Annotated in this window: 17 protein-coding genes and 1 pseudogene; 11 read left to right on the forward strand and 7 right to left on the reverse strand. The window is 39.2% G+C overall.

The annotated features are described in order from the left end of the window. Positions 1-149: 149 nt before the first annotated feature. The 5 genes from queA to cls form a co-directional block, all read right to left on the reverse strand. A complete protein-coding gene (gene queA, locus AC3IRX_RS01320) occupies positions 150-1,199 on the reverse strand; it encodes a tRNA preQ1(34) S-adenosylmethionine ribosyltransferase-isomerase QueA (protein WP_489210708.1) in 1,050 nt (349 codons plus the stop codon). Positions 1,200-1,345: 146 nt separating this feature from the next. Beyond that, positions 1,346-3,349 (reverse strand): S9 family peptidase, encoded by a 2,004-nt coding sequence (locus tag AC3IRX_RS01325; RefSeq protein ID WP_489210709.1) that lies wholly within the window; start codon positions 3,347-3,349, stop codon positions 1,346-1,348. A 10-nt stretch (positions 3,350-3,359) separates the two neighbouring features. Beyond that, positions 3,360-3,845, reverse strand: coding sequence for a PH domain-containing protein (locus tag AC3IRX_RS01330; protein WP_489210710.1), 486 nt, complete (start codon positions 3,843-3,845; stop codon positions 3,360-3,362). Between the two features lie 16 nt (positions 3,846-3,861). After that, positions 3,862-4,203 carry a phage holin family protein gene (locus AC3IRX_RS01335; protein ID WP_489210711.1) on the reverse strand — a complete coding sequence of 114 codons (342 nt, stop codon included), beginning with the start codon at positions 4,201-4,203 and terminating at the stop codon, positions 3,862-3,864. A gap of 78 nt (positions 4,204-4,281) precedes the next feature. After that, complete coding sequence (cls, locus tag AC3IRX_RS01340; RefSeq protein ID WP_489210712.1) at positions 4,282-5,739, reverse strand: cardiolipin synthase; 1,458 nt, start codon at positions 5,737-5,739, stop codon at positions 4,282-4,284. 250 nt (positions 5,740-5,989) lie between these two features. Here cls and AC3IRX_RS01345 point away from each other — a divergent pair, with 250 nt between their 5' ends. Both AC3IRX_RS01345 and AC3IRX_RS01350 read left to right on the forward strand, forming a co-directional pair. Beyond that, a complete protein-coding gene (locus tag AC3IRX_RS01345; protein ID WP_489210713.1) occupies positions 5,990-6,544 on the forward strand; it encodes a hypothetical protein in 555 nt (184 codons plus the stop codon). A gap of 156 nt (positions 6,545-6,700) precedes the next feature. Further along, a complete protein-coding gene (locus tag AC3IRX_RS01350) occupies positions 6,701-7,102 on the forward strand; it encodes a helix-turn-helix domain-containing protein (RefSeq protein ID WP_489210714.1) in 402 nt (133 codons plus the stop codon). A gap of 153 nt (positions 7,103-7,255) precedes the next feature. Here AC3IRX_RS01350 and AC3IRX_RS01355 read toward each other — a convergent pair whose 3' ends face one another. Next, positions 7,256-8,461, reverse strand: coding sequence for an aminotransferase class I/II-fold pyridoxal phosphate-dependent enzyme (locus tag AC3IRX_RS01355; protein WP_489210715.1), 1,206 nt, complete (start codon positions 8,459-8,461; stop codon positions 7,256-7,258). 153 nt (positions 8,462-8,614) lie between these two features. On the opposite strand from AC3IRX_RS01355, the gene AC3IRX_RS01360 reads away from it, so the two are divergent. The 4 genes from AC3IRX_RS01360 to AC3IRX_RS01375 all read left to right on the forward strand — a co-directional run bounded on the left by AC3IRX_RS01360 (position 8,615) and on the right by AC3IRX_RS01375 (position 14,603). Then, positions 8,615-9,073 carry an Lrp/AsnC family transcriptional regulator gene (locus AC3IRX_RS01360; protein WP_489210716.1) on the forward strand — a complete coding sequence of 153 codons (459 nt, stop codon included), beginning with the start codon at positions 8,615-8,617 and terminating at the stop codon, positions 9,071-9,073. 193 nt (positions 9,074-9,266) lie between these two features. Continuing rightward, complete coding sequence (locus tag AC3IRX_RS01365) at positions 9,267-11,306, forward strand: dipeptidyl-peptidase 3 family protein (RefSeq protein WP_489210717.1); 2,040 nt, start codon at positions 9,267-9,269, stop codon at positions 11,304-11,306. A 284-nt stretch (positions 11,307-11,590) separates the two neighbouring features. Next, on the forward strand, positions 11,591-13,420 hold the full coding sequence (locus AC3IRX_RS01370; RefSeq protein WP_489210718.1) for a Xaa-Pro dipeptidyl-peptidase: 1,830 nt from the start codon (positions 11,591-11,593) through the stop codon (positions 13,418-13,420). 115 nt (positions 13,421-13,535) lie between these two features. Beyond that, a complete protein-coding gene (locus AC3IRX_RS01375; RefSeq protein ID WP_489210719.1) occupies positions 13,536-14,603 on the forward strand; it encodes a metallophosphoesterase in 1,068 nt (355 codons plus the stop codon). Between the two features lie 38 nt (positions 14,604-14,641). Here the strand turns inward: AC3IRX_RS01375 and AC3IRX_RS01380 are convergent, their stop codons facing one another. Next, positions 14,642-15,613: an alpha/beta hydrolase gene (locus AC3IRX_RS01380; protein WP_489210720.1), complete on the reverse strand. Its 972-nt coding sequence runs from the start codon at positions 15,611-15,613 to the stop codon at positions 14,642-14,644. 412 nt (positions 15,614-16,025) lie between these two features. On the opposite strand from AC3IRX_RS01380, the pseudogene AC3IRX_RS01385 reads away from it, so the two are divergent. The 5 genes and pseudogenes from AC3IRX_RS01385 to AC3IRX_RS01405 all read left to right on the forward strand — a co-directional run. After that, a pseudogene (locus AC3IRX_RS01385) lies at positions 16,026-16,265 on the forward strand (Crp/Fnr family transcriptional regulator); the annotation flags it as partial. A gap of 24 nt (positions 16,266-16,289) precedes the next feature. Further along, the gene (locus AC3IRX_RS01390) at positions 16,290-16,508 is read left to right on the forward strand and encodes a hypothetical protein (RefSeq protein ID WP_489210721.1); all 219 of its coding nucleotides are present in this window, start codon (positions 16,290-16,292) and stop codon (positions 16,506-16,508) included. Positions 16,509-16,575: 67 nt separating this feature from the next. Next, a complete protein-coding gene (locus tag AC3IRX_RS01395; protein WP_489210722.1) occupies positions 16,576-17,199 on the forward strand; it encodes a DUF998 domain-containing protein in 624 nt (207 codons plus the stop codon). 23 nt (positions 17,200-17,222) lie between these two features. After that, positions 17,223-17,762, forward strand: coding sequence for a hypothetical protein (locus AC3IRX_RS01400; protein WP_489210723.1), 540 nt, complete (start codon positions 17,223-17,225; stop codon positions 17,760-17,762). 777 nt (positions 17,763-18,539) lie between these two features. Then, positions 18,540-19,379 carry a retropepsin-like aspartic protease gene (locus tag AC3IRX_RS01405; protein WP_489210724.1) on the forward strand — a complete coding sequence of 280 codons (840 nt, stop codon included), beginning with the start codon at positions 18,540-18,542 and terminating at the stop codon, positions 19,377-19,379. Positions 19,380-19,568: the final 189 nt, after the last annotated feature.

Below are 19,568 nucleotides of genomic sequence, written 5' to 3' on the forward strand. Positions count from 1 at the left end.
GTGAATCAGTTAAGTCTAAAGTGCAATGGATTTTTGATTTAAAAATGCCAGCTTTAACGATCTCAAAAGTTGGAGGGAATCCATGCAAATCGGAATAATAAAAACGCCACTTTAAAAAGTGACGTTTTGTATATAGCAAAGCTTCCCTATTAAAGGATTAGCATCGCATCTCCGTAGGAGTAGAATTTGTATTTTTCTTCAATGGCTTCCGCGTACGCTCTCATGATGAAATCTTTGTTTGCAAACGCTGCAATCATCATAAGCAAAGTGGATTTCGGCGTATGGAAATTCGTGATCATCGCATTGGCCACTCCAAAGTCATGTGGAGGATAGATGAACTTATTGGTCCATCCGTGGTAAGGTCCAATTTTACGGTTGGAAGAAACGGAAGTTTCTAGAGCTCTCATCGTCGTAGTCCCTACGGCGCAAACTCTTCTTCCCTCTTCTACCGCTTTGTTAATGATGTCGGCATTCTTCTGGTCGATAATCGCTTCTTCACTTTCCATTTTGTGCTTCGATAAGTCTTCCACCTCAATCGGGTTAAAAGTTCCAAGTCCAATGTGAAGAGTGATTTCTGCAAAATCGATTCCTTTGATTTCCAATCTTTTCATTAGGTGTCTAGAGAAGTGAAGTCCTGCAGTAGGCGCTGCTACAGCTCCTTCTTCTTTTGCATAAATCGTTTGGTAACGTTCTGCATCTTCTTTCTCTACCTCTCTTTTGATGTATTTTGGAAGTGGGGTTTCCCCTAATTCTTTTAGTTTGGTTCTGAATTCCTCGTAACTACCGTCGTATAGGAAACGTAAGGTACGCCCTCTTGAAGTAGTGTTGTCAATTACTTCTGCCACAAGACCTTCGTCTTCTGTGAAAAACAATTTGTTTCCGATACGAATCTTACGAGCTGGATCCACAAGCACATCCCATACTCTTGTTTCTTTGTCAAGTTCTCTTAAAAGAAAAACTTCAATTTTCGCTCCGGTTTTTTCTTTGTTTCCGTAAAGTCTTGCCGGGAATACTTTGGTATTGTTGAAGATGAAAAGATCCTTTTCATTAAAATAGTCAATGACGTCTTTGAAAAGCTTATGTTCAATGGTTTCCGTTTTACGGTCCAAAACCATCAGTCTAGCCTCGTCTCTGTGTTCGCTTGGATGTTCTGCCAAAAGCTCCTCTGGCAAATCAAAATTAAAGTGGGATGTTTTCATTTTTTAAATTACGGTTTAAAAATTAGAGTGCAAAGATACACTATTTGAGAGGCAAAGTCAAGTATAGCCTAAAAGTACCCTCCGAGTAAAATAAAACCTTCCAGGAAAGATCCTGGAAGGTTTTAAAGTAAAGGTCTAAGCTCTGACTAAAGCGTCTCTTTAAGCCATTCAAAGAATTCTCTTTGCCACACGAGACCGTTGTGGGGATTTAACACCCAGTGGTTTTCATTTGGAAAGTAAAGGAATTTTGATTTTAGCCCTTTTAACTGAGCCGCTTGGAAAGCTTCTTGTCCCTGCTCGTATGGAACACGGTAGTCAATTCCTCCTTGAATGATCATGATGGGTTTGTTCCATTTTTGAACATGATTCATGGGGTTAAAGTCCGTGAACGCCTTAGGGGTTGGCGATTCGGTGGGTTTTCCAATGTCCCAGTTTGCGAACCAAAGCTCTTCTGTGGTTAAATACCAAGAATTCATATCAAAAAGACCGTCGTGCGCGATGAAGGTTTTGAATCTATTTTCATGTATACCTGCAAGCATAAAGACGCTATATCCTCCGTAGCTTGCTCCTACCGCTCCTATTCGTTCGCTATCCACGTAAGGTAAATCAAGCGCGTAATCGGTTGCGGAAAGATAGTCTTGCATCACTTGTCCTCCCCAATCTCTAGAGATGGCTTCGTTCCACTCCGTGCCCCATCCTGGCATGCCTCGACGGTTTGGAGCCACGACGATGTATCCCTCTGCGGCCATAAGGCCTAGATTCCATCTCGTACTAAAGAACTGAGTTAATGGAGACTGAGGTCCTCCTTGACAGTAAAGAAGGGTTGGGTATTTTTTACTCGGATCAAAATCAGGTGGATAAACCATCCATACACCCATCTCTTTTCCGTCCGTGGTTTTCACCATTTTAAGCTCGGTTTTCGCCGGCTTCAAATTCGCGTATGTCTCCGCATTCACAGAAGTGACAGGACTAAATTTTCCATTCTTAACATTCACCAAATAAAGATCGGCATTGTGGTTCATGTCTGCTCTAGACACGAGAAGCTCGTCTTTCGATTGAAGGAAAATTTCATTTACGTCAAAGTCTCCTTTGGTAAGTTGCTTCACAGGCGTTTTTCCTTTTCCTTCTACCCCCACAGAAAACAGTTGTTTTGTTGCTTTGAAAGCGGAAGTAAAATAAAGAGTTTTTGAATCTTTGGACCAGAATACATCTCCACTTACGCTCTCGTCCCAAGACTCAGTTAGGTTTTTCTTTTCACCCGATTTAAGATTCAAAATTACGATGTCATTTTTATCCGCCTCATAGCCTTCGCGCTTCATCGATTGCCAACTTAAATACTGGCCGTCAGGAGAGAATTTTGGATTCAAATCGTACCCCATCATTCCCTTCGTTAGATTCGTCGTGGTTTTGTTTTCTAAATCGTAGGAATATAGATCCGTATTGGTCGATTGAGCATATTCTTTTCCACTTAACGCCTTGGTGACATAAAGAAGCTTTGAGGAGTCAGGACTCCAAACAAAATCTTCTGCCCCTCCAAAAGGACGTTGAGGAGAATCCCAAGGTTTTCCCTCGAGAAGATCGATTGCTTTTTCTTTTTTGTCTGAGACATTCACGACAAACACGTGGTTGTATTTCCCTTCACTAAAATAATCCCAGTGGCGGTGATTTAAATCCGTGTAAATATGCGCCGTGGATTTAGGCGTGTCTTTGTATTTTTCTTTTCCTAAAACAGTTTCTATCGTAACTTCTTTACTAAAGGCTACTTTCTTTCCATCCGGAGAGATTCTTACATTGTCTACGTCCCCTACGGTAAAGAACTCTGTCCAAGTTTTGCCGGAATCTTTGGAAAGTAAAAGGATTTTTCCTTCCTGCGCATAGAGTCCGTTTTTGTCCCACTGGACTAGGGATTTCTTCCCTAAATCCAGTTCGAAGGTCTTTTTGTTTCCGACAGAAAGCAAATAGTTTTTGCTGTTTGACTTTTCGCTTTTAAGATCCGTTTGGCTAAGTTTATAGATGAGGGTCGTTTGGTCGGGAGAAACCGCCGAAACGCCCAGTCGGTTTAGAGTCCAGAGGATTTCTGGAGTCATGACATTCTGTGCATTCATTAAGAAAGGGGCTGCAAGAGCCATAACAGTATGTTTTAATTTCATACAGTTTTTTTTATTTGGGGTTAATATATTTTTCTAAATCCCTTGCGACTGCAAGGGGGTCCCTAGGGCTAACAACATAGACTTTACCTCTTGTGGTCTCAATGCGAACTGCCTTATGTCGATTCGTAACATACCACACTTCGCCTTTGTTAAAATACCCAAAATACCCAAAGAGTCCGCCTATACCAAAGAGTCTTAAATAGAGTCCTTTGTAGGGTTTTGCTTCTACAGATTTGATTTCTCTTAAAGGGATTTCAATGGAGTGGAGTTTGGTCTGAATTTCAAAATGACTTTCCGACTTCCCAATCGAAGGAATGAGAAGCCAAGATACGCTTAGAGCAAGGATTAAAATAAGTCCAATGAACATTCCTGAGGTTCTTGCCTCGGGGTTTGGGCTGTAAGCCCAAAAACCAAGCGCGACCAGAATTGCTAGAATGAAAATTCCTGTGACTATTTTTGAAAAGAGATCAGGACTTGCACCCGGGTACGATTTCATAGGGATCCTTAAATGGTTAGTCTTTGTTTACCACGCCTCCAATGACGGACGTGATGATGGAGAGTAAGATACTAAAGATAAAGGCCCATCCAAAGCCGTCTATCGTCATACCGTCCACAAAGTAATCCACAATCATAATGACCAGAGCATTAATCACTAAAGCAAAAAGCCCTAGGGTAAGCACGGTCAAAGGAAAGCCTAAAATTTGCATGATGGGCTTGAAAATGAGGTTTGCAATTCCTAAAACGACGGCAAAGATAATCGCCGTCCAAAAATCTTCGATATGAACCCCGCTGAGGATCATCTGAAGTACGTAGGCCGAAACGGCTGTAATTAAAAGTCTTACTAGTAAATTCATAGAATAATTTTTATCAAATCTACTACTTTATTTCTTTTTATGCAATGCATTAAGGCTCTCCTAAGGGCTCAGTAGAGACTAAAGTAAGGGCGATATGAGGCTCATGGTACTCTCCAAAAGTTGAATGGGTTTTCCTCTTGAGAGCCATCGCTCTTTGTCGAGAATTTCTGAATCCTGTAGATCCTTTTCAAAATCAGTCTTAAGTTCTAAGGCCGTTTTGTGGTCATAGACCACGGCGTTTACTTCGAAATTTAAATCGAAACTACGAATGTCCATGTTGGCCGTTCCTACGATGGCTAAAAAGCTATCGACCACCATGGTTTTGGCGTGCACGAAGCCTTTTTTGTACAAGTAGATTTCAACGCCTGCATGGAGCAGTTGGGTATAGTAAGAACGAGAAGCCAACTTAACAATTTTTGAATCTGAGTTTTTAGGCACCAGAAGTTTGACTTTGATTCCGCTATGCGAGGCAATGACAAGTGCGTTCAAAAGGCTTTCATCAGGGATGAAATAAGGACTTGTAATTAAAATTTCTTTTTGCGCTAGATTAATGGCCTGCAAAATGGAGAACAAGATGGTGGGAGTCGGTGAATCGGGACCGCTTGAAGCAATCTGAACCACTTTATTCTCACTGGACTCCTGCGCTTCTGGTTTTGGAAAAAATTCATTTGTGGGTTCAAGCGACTGCTCTGCACAAAAATTCCAATCGCATAAAAAAAGAAACTGCAGATAAAACACGCCCGGTCCTTCGATTTTCAGATGAGTGTCGCGCCAGTAAAGGTTTTCAGGAGTTTCTTTTGTGTTAATGTAATTGTCACTGATGTTAATTCCCCCGACAAACCCCACTTTCCCGTCTATCAATATAATTTTTCTGTGGTTTCGGTAGTTGATTCGGTTGGCAAGGGCAATAAAGTAAATTTTTAGAAAGGGATGCGCCTCTACTCCGCCCTTACTTAATTTTTCCATGAGTTTTTTGCATCCACGCCCGCTTCCAAAATCATCGTAGATCACACGAACCGTTACTCCTTCTTTTGCTTTTTGAAGTAGGATCTCACCAATTTGATTTCCAATCTCATCGTCGTTATAGATATAGTACTCTAAGTGGATATGGTCTTTTGCACTCTTTAAAGCTTCAATTACTTCTGGGAACTTCTCTTCCCCATTGCGAAGAATCTTTACATTGTTCCCTGAAGTTAGAGGACTTAAGAGATCATGCATGAGCATATAGGAAAGTTCTCTTGTTTGTGACAAGCTAGTATCCCGTCCTAAGTAGGTTTCTTTTGAATATTCAAAAAGCTTGGTTCGAAGCTCTAAAGCAAGTTTTTCATCCTTAAAGAGTTTCTTCTTGTACATATGGCGATGGCGGTAGTTGATTCCAAACAGGAAATAAAACCCTATCCCGACCACAGGAACAAAGATTGTAAATAAAACGTAAGCAAGGGATTTGGTTGCATTCTTTGTGTCAAGGATAATGCGAAAGCACACCAAAATCACAAGGACAATGTAAAGGATTTCAAGAATTAAAAGTAGACTCATTAAATTTAAATTCTAGGGATAAGTAGGGAAATAGCCTATAGACTATGTAAATCTACAAAAATTCTAAAGGCATAGATCAAAAAAATCCGTGGCTTCACAGTTGAGGACCCCTTGAACTCGAGTAAATAGAACCCACTAAAATTACTATGGAGCCATTTTTGTATCCTTTGTCCTAATTAAACTTTAATTTCAAAACAGAGTTTACTTGGTTTCACCAGGTCACTTTTGAAATTAAACTAAATGTATTTTTATGAAATCAATTCTAAAAACCGCTTTTGTCCTTGTACTTTGTTTCACCCTTACGTCCTGCATAGTAAGTACGGCGGTTGGAGTCGTGAAAACCGCAGCCAAGGTAGGGTATAAAGTGGTCAAAGGAACCGTGAACGGCGTTAGTTGGGCCGTTAAAAAAGCACAAGGAAAAATTGACGAGGACCGACTGGACGGAAAATGGAAAATTGTAGGTCTTTATAACGGAAGCTATGATGCTTTTGCGAACGATGAAAACCCTGACAACAAGTATCAGAGTTCTTGCGTTGGAAGCGAAGAGATATTTGAATTTAAAACCAAAAGAAGCAAGGTTAAACCTGCCCATTGCAAATCTGAGGACGAGGAGTGGATTTCTTACAAGTACAAATATGGGAAGAATCCCCAATCCAGCGAGAAAGAAAATTACATTGAGTACAACTCAAGAACCTACATTTCGGTCGTTGATGTTTCAAATAAAACCATGGTTCTTGAAGGAACTTTAAACTTAGGCGATTCTTTTGCAGGCAAACAATTAATTATGCTTGAAAAAACCAAATAAGACCAAAGATGTAGTAAATGAAAATTCGCATAAAAACTTCGTTTTTCTAGCAGAAATTACAGATTTTTCAGTGAATATTTTTTATCTTTACAACTCTAAGGCATTCATTCAGAACGCCTTCTGTGTTCAAGCTTTTTAATCACTGAGAATCACACAATGGAGCCACCAAAAATTCACCACGGAAGAAATGTAAAGCGTTTTAGAGAAATGTTAGGAATCAAGCAGGAGTCCCTCGCTCTTGATTTGGGGGAAGAGTGGAATCAGCAGAAAATATCCATTTTGGAACAGAAAGCAGAAATTGACAGCCCCCTTTTGGAAGCCATTGCAAAAGCCTTAAAAATCCCTGTCGCAGCCATTCAGAATTTTGACGAGAAAAAGGCTGTAAGTTTAATGACGAGCACCCTCCATGAGGACCCTTGGAACGGCATTAATTTAGATAAGCACAATCCGGTGGATATACTCTTTGAGGCTCTCGACGAAATCAAAAAATTATACACCGAGGTCATTGAATCGAAAAATGCTCAAATAAAAGCGCTTGAACAATTACTTAATAAATAGAAAAAGTAAAAACCTAAACCGAATCCAGTTTAGGTTTTTGTTATCAATTACTTGAGCGAGAATTTTTGAGAAAAGTTCTTCTTCTCTCCATTTTCAGCTAAATAGATATCACTGCAGTTTCTATTTTGCAAATTTTAATGCAAGTACGGGCGCTTACTTCAGTAACCCTACCTGCTGCATACACTCCTTCATTTTTTCATACGTTCTTTGAATGTCGTGATCAAGTCCAATTGACATTCGAATAAGCCCATCGGATAATCCCATTTCTTTACGTTCCGATTCTGGAATTTCGGAAGAAGTTGAACTTCCAGAACAAGAAAATAACGTTTTATAAAAACCAAGGCTAACAGCTAAATAGCCTAAGTTTTCCTTTTGCATTAGTTCCATGAGTTCATTGGCTTTCTCCGTGGTTTGAACATCAAGGGTTAAAAGTCCACCAAAGCCATATTCTTTATTCATCATGCTTTTGAATAACTCATGCTGCTTGTGACTTTTAAGACCTGGGTATTTTACGATTAATCCGTCCTTTTCAAAGTGCTCTGCTAAATACAGGGCATTTTCACTATGCTTTTTAATGCGGATGTGAAGCGTTCGTAAGTTCTTTAAGATACTCGCGGCTCGTAAACTATCGAGCGTGGGTCCAAGGAGCATGCAAGCGCCTGTATTCACGTCTTTCAAATCGTTCACGAAACTGCTAGGTGCGCATACGACGCCGGCAACTGCATCGCTACTTCCATTAATGAATTTAGTCAAACTATGAATTGTAATGTCCGTACCTAATTTCTGTGGAGAAATGGAAAGCGGAGAAAACGTGTTGTCTACAACTAGCTTTAAATTATGCTTTTGAGCTAATGCTCCTAATTTCTTCAAATCGGCCACTTCTAAAAGCGGATTGCTTACGGTTTCACAAAAGAGAACTTTTGTATTCTCTGTGATGGCCGCTTCTACACTTTCTAAGTCTGTAATGTCAACAAACGCAGTGTTTATGTTATAGCTTGGAAGGAAGTTCTTCATAAAGGCGTAGGTTCCTCCATAAATGGTTCGACTTGATACAATGTGATCTCCTCCCTTGCACAATTGAAGCAAAGTAGATGTGATCGCGCCCATTCCTGAGGCCGTTACATTTGCACTTTCTGTTCCTTCCATTTGGGCAAGAGCTTCACTTAAATAGAGATTGCTCGGTGTGGAGTGTCTAGAATACAAATAACATCCGTCCGTATTTCCTTCAAAAGTATCAAACATGGTTTTTGCAGAAAGAAACGTGTAGGTTGAACTGTCCGAGATCGAAGGGTTTACGCCTCCGAATTCTCCAAAGTATTGCAAATCCTGAATTTTGTTTGCGGGCTCAAAGTTTTCCATAATATAAATTTTCAATTTTATAAATGTGCAAATAGTGCAACTAAAAAACAATTGAATATCCTTACTATAGATTTTGAATCTATAAAATTAAATAATTGATGAAAATAATTTTAAATTTGACCAGAGATAAAAAATTAACCGAAAATAATTCATTTGATGCTAGACGAAAAAGACAAAAGATTGCTAATCATACTTCAAAATGACTCCAAGAAAACGACAAAACAACTCGCGACCGAGCTTGATTTGTCTGTGACCGCTGTTTTTGAACGAATAAAGAAACTTGAAAAAAAGCAAATTATCAAAAAGTATGTAGCACTTCTTGACGCGGAAAAAGTTCAGAAAAGCTTTATCGTCATTTGCCATGTTAAACTTGTCCAACACAAGAAAGAGTACATCACTCAATTTGAAAACGAAATCACTCAGTTCCCAGAAGTATTGGAATGTTTTCATGTCGCAGGGGATTACGACTATATCCTAAAGATTTGCGTACGAGACATCCAAGAATACAGAGAGTTTATGGTAAGTAAGCTTACCAACCTTCAGCATATTGCGAGCACGCAAAGTTCCTTTATGATTAAAGAAGTGAAAAACTCCACGGTGATTCAACCCTAAAGACTTATCTAACTTTAAAAACGCCAGATATAAGAAATAGCTCCGTACAACCTAGTGAAGGAGGTATTTGCAATCGCCACTCACCCCTCATTAGACCAAAATTTAACGATGTAGATTCTATAAATTAGGCTTTTTTGCTAGTCTAAACTAGACTCTTATTTTTGAAATAAATACCTTTGTGTAAATCTACGATATGAAAAAAACAAAATTAACTCTTCTAGCCCTAGCCTCCGTACTCCTCTTTTCTTGTACGACGCAGCAGGCCCCTACAGCGCAAAACCCTTCTCAAGAACAAAGCTCGCAAACGAAGTCCAACAGTGTGGATCGTTTTGCCGATATTGAAGTTCTTAAGTATAAAGTCCCAGGATGGGACAACTTAACCCTAAAGGAAAAAGAATATGTATACTACCTAAGTGAGGCGGGATATTCCGGTCGCGATATTATTTGGGATCAGAACTATAAGCATAATTTAAAGATTCGTCATGCACTCGAACATATTTACCAAAATTACAAGGGAGACAAGTCTACTGCAGATTGGAGTAATTTCCAAGACTACTTAAAACGGGTGTGGTTCTCCAATGGAATCCACCACCATTACTCTAACGAAAAGATTAAACCTGCCTTTACTAAGGCTTACTTTCAAGAGCTTTTAGAAAAGACGAGTACTCCAATGGATGCGGCCCTAGCCGATTTACTCTTCAATGACAAGGACACTAAAAAAGTAAACTTGGACTTAAGTAAAGGTCTTTTAACCGGTTCAGCAGTGAACTTCTACGGCGAAGGCATTAGCTCAGAAGAAGCTTCTGCATTTTACGCAGGGATGAAAAGTCCAGATCCAAAGCGTCCCCTTTCCACAGGTTTAAATTCAAAACTTGTGAAAGAAAACGGAGTGCTTAAAGAGAAAGTTTGGAAGAGCGGCGGCATGTATGGAGCTGCTATTGATCAGATTGTCTCTTGGCTTGAAAAAGCTAAAAACGTAGCTGAGAATCAAAAGCAGGCAGATGCGCTTGCGTATTTAATCAAATACTATAAAACGGGCGATTTAAAAACCTGGGACGATTACAACACCGCCTGGGTCTCAGCGACCGATGGGAACATCGATTACATCAATGGGTTTATTGAAGTGTATAACGATCCGTTAGGTCACAAAGGAACCTTTGAGAGCATCGTGCAAATCAAAGACTTTGATATGTCGAAAAAAATGGATGTACTCTCCAATCAGGCGCAGTGGTTCGAGGACCACACTCCTTTAATGCCAGAACATAAGAAAAAGAATGTAGTGGGTATTAGCTACAAAACCGTGGTTGTGGCTTCAGAAGCGGGCGATTCTTCGCCAAGTACTCCTATTGGAGTAAATCTTCCGAATGCGGATTGGATCCGTGCCGAGCACGGTTCAAAATCCATTTCACTTGGAAATATCATTGATGCCTATAATTCTGCGGGAGGAACTAGCCGCCTACAAGAATTTGTAAACGATGAAAAAGAACTTGAACTAGCTACAAAATATGGAGAGCTTGCAAGCAAACTCCACACGGCCCTTCACGAAGTAATTGGGCATGCCTCAGGTCAAATTAACCCGGGCATTGGTACTCCGAAGGAAACCCTAAAAAGCTACGCCTCTACAATGGAAGAAGGCCGCGCGGACTTAGTGGGACTGTATTTCTTATACGATCCGAAATTGCAAGAATTAAACTTGGTAGACGATTGGAAAGCAGTTGGTATGTCAGCTTATGACAACTATATCCGTAATGGACTCATGATGCAACTTGTGCGACTAGAACCGGGAGCGGACATTGAAGAATCTCATATGAGAAACCGCCAATGGGTTAGCGCTTGGGTCTTTGAAAAAGGACAAAAGGACCATGTAATTGAAAAAGTAGTGAGGGATGGGAAAACCTATTTCAACATTACGGACTACGATAAGCTTCACGACCTATTCGGACAACTTCTTAGAGAAACGCAAAGAATCAAATCCGAAGGGGATTATGAGGCGGCTAAGAACCTAGTTGAGAATTATGGGGTGAAAGTAGATCAGGCCATTCATAAGGAAGTACTCGCCCGTAGTGCGGAGTACGAAAACGCGCCTTATAGCGGTTTTGTAAACCCTTACATTAAGCCGGTTACAAACAGCAGCGGTCAGGTAACCGATTATAAAATTTCTTACCCTAACTCTTTTGCGGAGCAAATGCTGCAGTACTCAAAAGAATACGGTTTTTTACCCGAGACCAACTAAATAGAACTCAATTCTATATCCAACGAAAGCCACTTTTTTTAGAGTGGCTTTTTTATGTTCAAAAGTTTGCAAGTACAATGGAGATATTCGTGAAAGGACTTAAAGGATACCGCGCCAAAGTAGGCTACTAGGTCTAAGGATCAAATCTAAGGGACTAGAAGGCATAAAAAAAGGATAAGACCGCCCCAATTCGCAAAGAAATTATATCTTTATACTCTATTAGCTACTGTCCATGGGGTTTTCCCCCATCGAAAGGAGTTCCACTACTGACATAAAAATCCATCATGAATAAAGTATTTCGTAAAAGCGTTTATCTCGCTTTGCTCACGGGCTCCCTTTGCTTAGGGGCTCAAACCGTCAAAAAAGCAGCTCCTATTTTTGAAAACGGACAAGCGCAGATTGTCCCTGAATTCAAAGATGCCGAGAAATGGATCCGCACGGATCTATGGGTAGAAACAAGTTTCGATACCGATGGGGATGGTAAAAAAGACCGAATGTATGTCGATGTGACTAGACCTTATCAAACCGAGAGCGAGGGATTAAAGCTTCCTGTAATATACGAAACAAGCCCATATTATTCTGGCGTTGCTCCTGATGTACAAGGTGGATTTTGGGATGTAAACCACGAATTAGGGCAGCCTGCTTCTAAGCCACGCGTTCACGCTGAAGTGACAAGGACCGGAACCCGTCCCATCCTATCGAATTCCCTTATTTCTACTTGGGTTCCTAGAGGATTTGTTGTAGTGCATTCGGCTTCTCCAGGAACGGGACTATCACAAGGTTCCCCTACTGTGGGGGGAGAAAACGAATCCTTAGCGCCTAAAGCGGTTATTGATTGGCTTAACGGCAGAGCGAACGGATATACTTCTGCAGAAGGAAACGAAAAAGTAAAAGCTTATTGGACTACCGGAAAAGTTGGAATGACAGGTACTTCCTACAACGGAACCCTACCCCTTGCTGCGGCCACTACCGGAGTCAAAGGGTTAGAAGTGATCATACCCGTAGCTCCTAACACCTCTTATTATCATTACTACCGCTCTAATGGGCTGGTACGTTCTCCAGGAGGCTATTTAGGGGAAGACGTAGATGTACTTTATGATTTCATTCACAGTGGGGATGAATCGAAACGTGCCTATAGCAATGCGAAAGTTCGGGATACCAAAATGAAAAATGGTATGGACCGTATTACCGGAGATTATAACGATTTCTGGGAAGGACGTGATTATTTAAATCATATGCCTAAAATGAAGGCAGCTCTACTTATGTCCCATGGCTTTAACGATTGGAACGTAATGCCAGAACATAGCTACCGAATCTACAAGAAAGCCAAAGAAATGGGTCTAGAAACCGCCATTTATTACCATCAAAATGGGCATGGAGGTCCACCCCCAATGGAGATGATGAACAAATGGTTTACCCACTATTTGTTTGGAGTGGAAAACGGCATTGAGAATGAAAAGAACAAAGCTTGGATTGTACGAGAAGCGGATGAAATGGATAAGCCTACGCCTTATGCTGATTTTCCAAATCCACAGGCCAAGGACGTACAATTTCATTTGACAAAAGGTGCGCCTGAGAAAGGAGGCTTATCCACCACGAAAACTACCACAAATGCCAAAGAAACGCTCGTGGACAACTACTCTTTTTCAGGAGAGAGTTTAGCCAGAGCCGACTATACGAATCACCGTTTACTTTATGTGAGTCCAGTACTAGAATCAGATATTCATATCTCTGGAGTACCTAAAATCACTGTGAAATTGGCAAGCAATAAACCTGCTGCTAATTTATCCGTATGGTTAGTCTCCTTACCATGGAGTGATTCTAGAAGAGCTAAAATAACAGACAATATCATTACTCGCGGATGGGCAGATCCACAGAACCATGCTTCCCTAAGAAAAGGAGAACCTTTGGTTCCAGGTAAATTCTACGAAGTCACCTTTGATCTACAACCAGACGATCAAATCATCAAGAAAGGACAGCAATTGGGTCTTTTGATTTTTTCCAGCGACAAAGAATTCACCATTCATCCAAAGCCAGGTACAGAACTCACAGTGGATTTAGATGGAACCACCCTTACCTTACCTATAGTAGGCGGCCAGGCAAGTCTTAAGTAAAAGAAGGTAGCATAAGAAAAGAAGTAGAGTTAGTCCCAGTTGAGAGCCAAACGGGAACCTACTCTACTTCTTTTTTTTTACTACCTTTCACTAACTCAATTAAAACGTATCAACAATGAAAATAAACTTACTACAGTTCCTAATGGTATTATTTGGTTTTTCAGCATTTTCACAGACAATTTACGACGGCCCGCACGTCACTTATGTCCAAGGAGAACCTTGGGCTTCAAGTGTTGAAAAAGGCATCGCCTCAAAAATTGAATTAAAAGATAAGAAGGTTCAAGTTAAATTTGAGAACTCAGATCTAGATTTCACAGTGCCTTTAAAAAAGGCACTTAAAAATGAGCCTTCCGTTTTTAGTCAGCCGAAGAAGATGTTTGTGGTGTCGGATTTAGAAGGACAGTTCGAAGGGTTTCGAACCCTTCTTATTGCAAACCATATAATGGATAAGAACTACAAGTGGACCTACGGCAAAGGGCATCTTGTTATTTGTGGTGATTTATTTGACCGTGGGAGCACCGTAACAGAAATCATGTGGTTACTCTACAAATTAGAAATAGAAGCTAAAAAAGCAGGAGGCTATGTCCATACCATTTTAGGAAACCACGACATCATGAACCTTTCTGGCGATTTACGTTACCTTCATCCCAAATACTTAGAAACTGCTAAGCTAATGGGCGTTGATTACATGTCCCTATTCACCACAAACACCGAACTAGGCCGCTGGTTAAGAACTAAGAATACCATCGAGAAAATTGGGGATAACTTGGCTATGCACGCAGGGGTATCTCCGGTCATTAACGAACTGGGATATTCTATTGAGAAAATCAATGAACTTTGCCGTCCCTTTTATGACCAAGTAAAGGTTTTAAAAGGCGTAGGAGATCCCAAAGTTGATCCCTTCTTCCTTGGTAAAAGTTCCCTGTTTTGGTATCGAGGATATTTCATTGAACCCAAAGCCACAGAAGCGGAAGTCAAAAGAACTCTAGAATTGTTTGACGTAAAACGCATTATTGCGGGTCATACGATTATGGAGGGTAACGTAGCCTTCTACTACGACGGAAAAGTTCTAGGCGTGGATGTGAATAGACATAAAGGAGACCATCAAGCCGCTGTTTTCGAAAATGGAAAATGGCATGCTGTAGATGACAAAGGACAAACAAGAACTTTGAAATTTCAGTAATTTATCGAGCTATTATTTCTGCTGAATTGACTGGGAACTTACTGCAAATTTTTTAGAAATTGTAAGGAGCGATCCAATGCCTCCTTTCCATGCTGGTCCATCGTGAACTGATATTCGTGACCAAGACCGGGGGTTAAATTCTGGTCGTAAAAAAGTTCGTCTGTTTTAATGCCGATACTTTTTAATTTCTTGGCAAAGAAAAGGGATTGATGAAGAAGTGGATCGTCATTTCCCGCAGAGATAAAAGACGTTGGGAAGTCTTTGGTTACGTAATTTGCGATGGAAGTCGTTTTTAAGGATTTATCTTCTTTCAGATCTTTGGTTCCCAAGTAAGACCAAGAAACCGTCTTAGTAAAGAAGTTGGGCGCTTCACTATCCAATAACACTTTTAGGTCATAAAAGCCACAATAAAGGATCAGTCCTTTCACCTGCTGAGGTTTTAGGCCTGGCTGAAGATTGAGCTCTTTGGCATACGCCGGATTCGTGATGCTGATTGCGGTTTGAGCCGTAATCATAGAACCAGCCGAATCCCCGCCCAAAATTATAAAGTCCTTATCTACAAAATATTTTTCATGATTCGTTGAAATATACTGCAGTGCTTTGCTTACTTCAAATAAGGGTGTAGGGTATTTCTTTTCAGGGGCGATTGTATAATCCAGTGTAATCACCACGTATCCTTTAGAGGCCAAAATCTTAGCATAATTTTCTACCTGTCCTTTAGAACCTGAAATAAAACCACCGCCGTGTGTCCATATGATTGTACGCAGGGGATTCTCTGTTTTGGGATGAAACACATCAAAGGTCAAGGAAGGATTCGAAGGATCAAATTGTTGATTTTTGATTGAAATGATTCCACTGGGCACGTCTTTTTCAAGTGCACTGTTAGCCTTTTCTCCGTAATAATTAAAAAATGATCGAATTGCTAAAGCCCCAGGCCATGGTGAAACTTGAAAGGCCAGAAACCCTAAGGCAAGAAGTAAGGCCACACTTATGAGAATTTTCTTTATCATAGCTTTGTTTTTTTAATAGGGAATCACATTGCAATTTAGTCAAGATTTTTGAAACTTGCTACACTCCTGAAAGTTGCGTTGAAATTACTTATCGCAGTTTACCCCTGAAAGTTGGAAACGAACGTGAGTTTCCTTAAGTACTCACATCGAAATCAATTCAGGTGTAAACTTAGCACTTGTCCGGATTTTCCGGAAATAAAAGTATATCTTTGAGTATCTCGCTTTCACATATCGACAATCTCTAGCAAGTAAGAAGTAAATGTGCTACTTTGTAGAATCGATAAGTAAGCTCATGGCAAGCCTAAAATAAGCAACGATCGTTATTGAAAATTTAATAAATCATATTACCCATTTCATTCCAGTTTCTAGCGAACTCAAAAATCGAATTGAATCCATTGGTGAACAAATAGAACTGCCAAAGAATCATTTTCTTCACAAACCAAATAGAACGTGTAGACACACTTATTTCATCACCAGTGGTCTAATAAGAACGTACTACCATAAAGGAGAGAAAGAAATCACGGACAATTTCTCTGCAGAAAATGAATGGATCACTTCAATTTATAGCTTTCTTCAGAATATACCTGACCATTTCCATATTCAAACCTTGGAACAAACTGAACTAGTAAAAATTTCCTTAACCGACCTTGAAGAGTGTTTCAAAGATTTCCCCGAGATGGAAAGATTTGGACGAATGCTTATTTCCCAGTATTTTTTGGAGCAGTCAGAACGGATCATTTCCCTTCAATTTAACTCTGCTATCGAGCGATACCAGCTCTTTGACCGAACTGAAAAAAACAAACTACAAAGAGTACCCCTAGGAATGCTCGCCTCTCATTTAGGAATGACACAAGAAACATTAAGCAGGGTTCGAGCCATAAAGAGTGTTTTTTGATTTAGGTCAAATTTTGCGATTAGATAAGACATTATCTTTGAACCAAAATACTGCACAATCACAATCTATGAACAACAAACATTACGCAATTGCTGGACTTTTAGCCCCTATTCTACTGTGCACGACCTATTTCATCATGGCAAATCAAAGGCCGGAATACAGTTTTTTGTATAAACAAGTTAGTGAGCTGGGATCTCTTGATGCACCAAACAAATGGTTTTGGAATATATTCGGATACATCATTCCAGGAATTCTTATTTCTATCTATTCCATAGGATTGTATCAATCCATGGCCTCAAAAGAATCATCTAAACTCCCTTTAATCGGCATATTTTTAACCGGTTTCTTTCTGATGTTTTCGGGTGTTTTTCCAGCCGATATGGACAACCGCACTTCCACGATAACGGTTTTACATAAGGTGGGTAGCTATGGTAGTTATCTGTTTTTCCTACTTGGTACTTTTTGCTATCCGAAATTGATGAAAAGTTCCAATTATTGGAAAAGCAGCAATTTACCTCTATTGATTTTTGTATGGATAACCATTGTTTTTGGGTTTTGGTATTACATCTTTCCTAATATCCCTTCTGTAGGCCAACGGATTACTTTCTTCTTTGTTTTTCTTTGGATCGCCTATACAGCAATTAAGCTTTATAAGCTTCCACAAGAAGGCCCAGAAACAAAGATGGAATAAGAAAAATAAATATTTGAACCAAAATGAATTTGACCAAAGGAGATAAAATCGAAATATTTGAAAACGCAATAAGTTGGATAATCGTTTTTGCAATGTTTATTTATGGCGGTGCAAAAATTGTTCAATTTAATGGAGCCTTAGAAATAGACAAAAATGTTTCGGAATTAACTGGTATGGAATTAATGTGGGCTTTTTATGGTTACTCTAAGTCATTCGCAATAACTCTCGGTCTTTTTGAAATAGTGGGAGGAATTCTTATTTTGATAAAGAAAACAAGAGTGATCGGCTGCTTATTTACTTCCACAATACTCGTTAATGTTATCTTTCAAGATATTTATTTCGGAGTTCATCTCGGAGCTTTAAGAGCAGCGATTCTGTATCAATTATTGATATTAATTATCTTGTGGCTAAATAGAGGTAAACTTATTCGAAGTATTAAAACCTTATTAGAATCAAATAAAATTGAGCAATCCAAAGGAAAATTTTTAGTCAAACTAATAATAGCTTTTGCACTATTTGTTGCACTACGAATAGTGGAATACTACCTAACTATTAAATGGTAAAGGCTAGTGGCCGACATATAAAAAGAATTGCTAGTTGAAGTGCACAGGTTTTTAAGCAAATGCATATCGTGCTTTTTGAACAAAATGTATTGAGAACCCAGTAACTTCCAATTTCAGAAACAATATCTTTTATCAACACTTTATATTTTTGACTTCAAAAAATCATTGTATATAATCTGTCCCGTCACATTATAGGTAAAAATAATTTTTTAAAGGCTTTAATTATTCATCTTCTTTATAATCAGTCCGTTAATTTGAATAATTTAAAATCAAACGTCAGCAAAATGTCCAGTTTACTATACAAAAAACTGGACATTTATTTACGAAAAGTAGACAGAGCAGTTAATGCAAATAAATAACGCATTAAGTTAGAAAAGCATGCTGCTGCAAATAAAAATATTGATATTGTGGACATTGTCGCCCAAACTTCCTTTATTAAAATTTCTTCCCAGACGGTGATCTGTCTTTAAATGCACAATATTGGATTCGATAATAATTTAGTCAAGATTCATCAAGGTGTCTACATTCGTGAAAATTGCGTAAACATTACGTAGAATAGTGTATCCCGAACGACGGAGAAGAACAATCGTTCTTAATTAGCTCTCTCATCGATATCTATTAGAGTCAAGTACGCAGCAGCTATCCGGAAATTCCGGACAACTGAATTTGTAAGTAACTCGTAGTTTTAGACTTCTGAAAATTCAGAAATTATATGCATTTTAGAATCCAAGTTCTTAAATTATAGCCTTATATTTGAATTTATCAACAAAGAAGTAAATGAAAAAAATATCGATAACTTTCTTGCTAGCGCTGCTTTCTATGCCGTTATTTAGCCAAATTGTAACCATTCAAGTTTTGCCCTCTGGTCACATCCTTACCAAAGCAAAAATTGAAGGAAAAGAAGGAAATTTCATTTTTGATACGGGAGGAGGGATTAATCTATTCTTCGATAGTTTTGCGAAAGACTTAAAGCAAAAATCAACTTATAATTTTTTGACGGCTTACCGTGCAACTGGCGAAAGAATTGATGCCCCAATTTTCATAAACGAAGAAGTTGATTTTGCAGGCAGAAAGTTCAAAGAGGTTCCCTACTCTACGTTTGATATGAGGCTGGAGGGTATCGACGGAATCCTTTCACTTCAAATGTTTAATGACACCGATTTTATTATTGATATCGACAAGAAAGTAATTGAATTGACGGATCTTTCCACTTTGAAAAATGCAAAATCTTTTGATATCCAATTGCATAAAAGTGGGGATAAATCAATTGATATTTCCACCTATGTAGTGCTCAATGGAAAGTACAAAATTCAAGTCCTATTAGATTCTGGCGCAGGAAAGAATTCCTATTGGCTAAGTGATAAACTAATTTCAACATTAGGTGTGGATAAGACTAAACTAGTGAGGAGTGAAAAGAAAAGTGAATTTGATGAGAAAATTGTGACGAACTTCTATAGAGGATCCATCGACTCGATCTCAAATGAATACGTTGAATTGAAAAATCCGAAAGTGACTTTTGTAGAAGGCTTAATCTATGAAGGCAAAACAAGCCTTGATTGGTTTGGTAATCGAATTGGGATTAGCCTCAAAAATAAAAAAATATACATTCTTGATTAAAGGAAGTCTGTAATGGGATCATCAGGAAACTCAATTGTTTATCTAATTCTAGCAAAAACATTCTAAGGGAAATCGTGAGATTTATATCGTATTTTCAAGGGAGCGCAGAGAATTCTGCGCTCCTAATTCACAAAGAGATTGTCTACGCAGTACAAAGTCATCGCTTAAACTGTGACCTATATCACAAGT

The sequence above is a fragment of the Epilithonimonas sp. KH_059 genome (assembly GCF_057838485.1).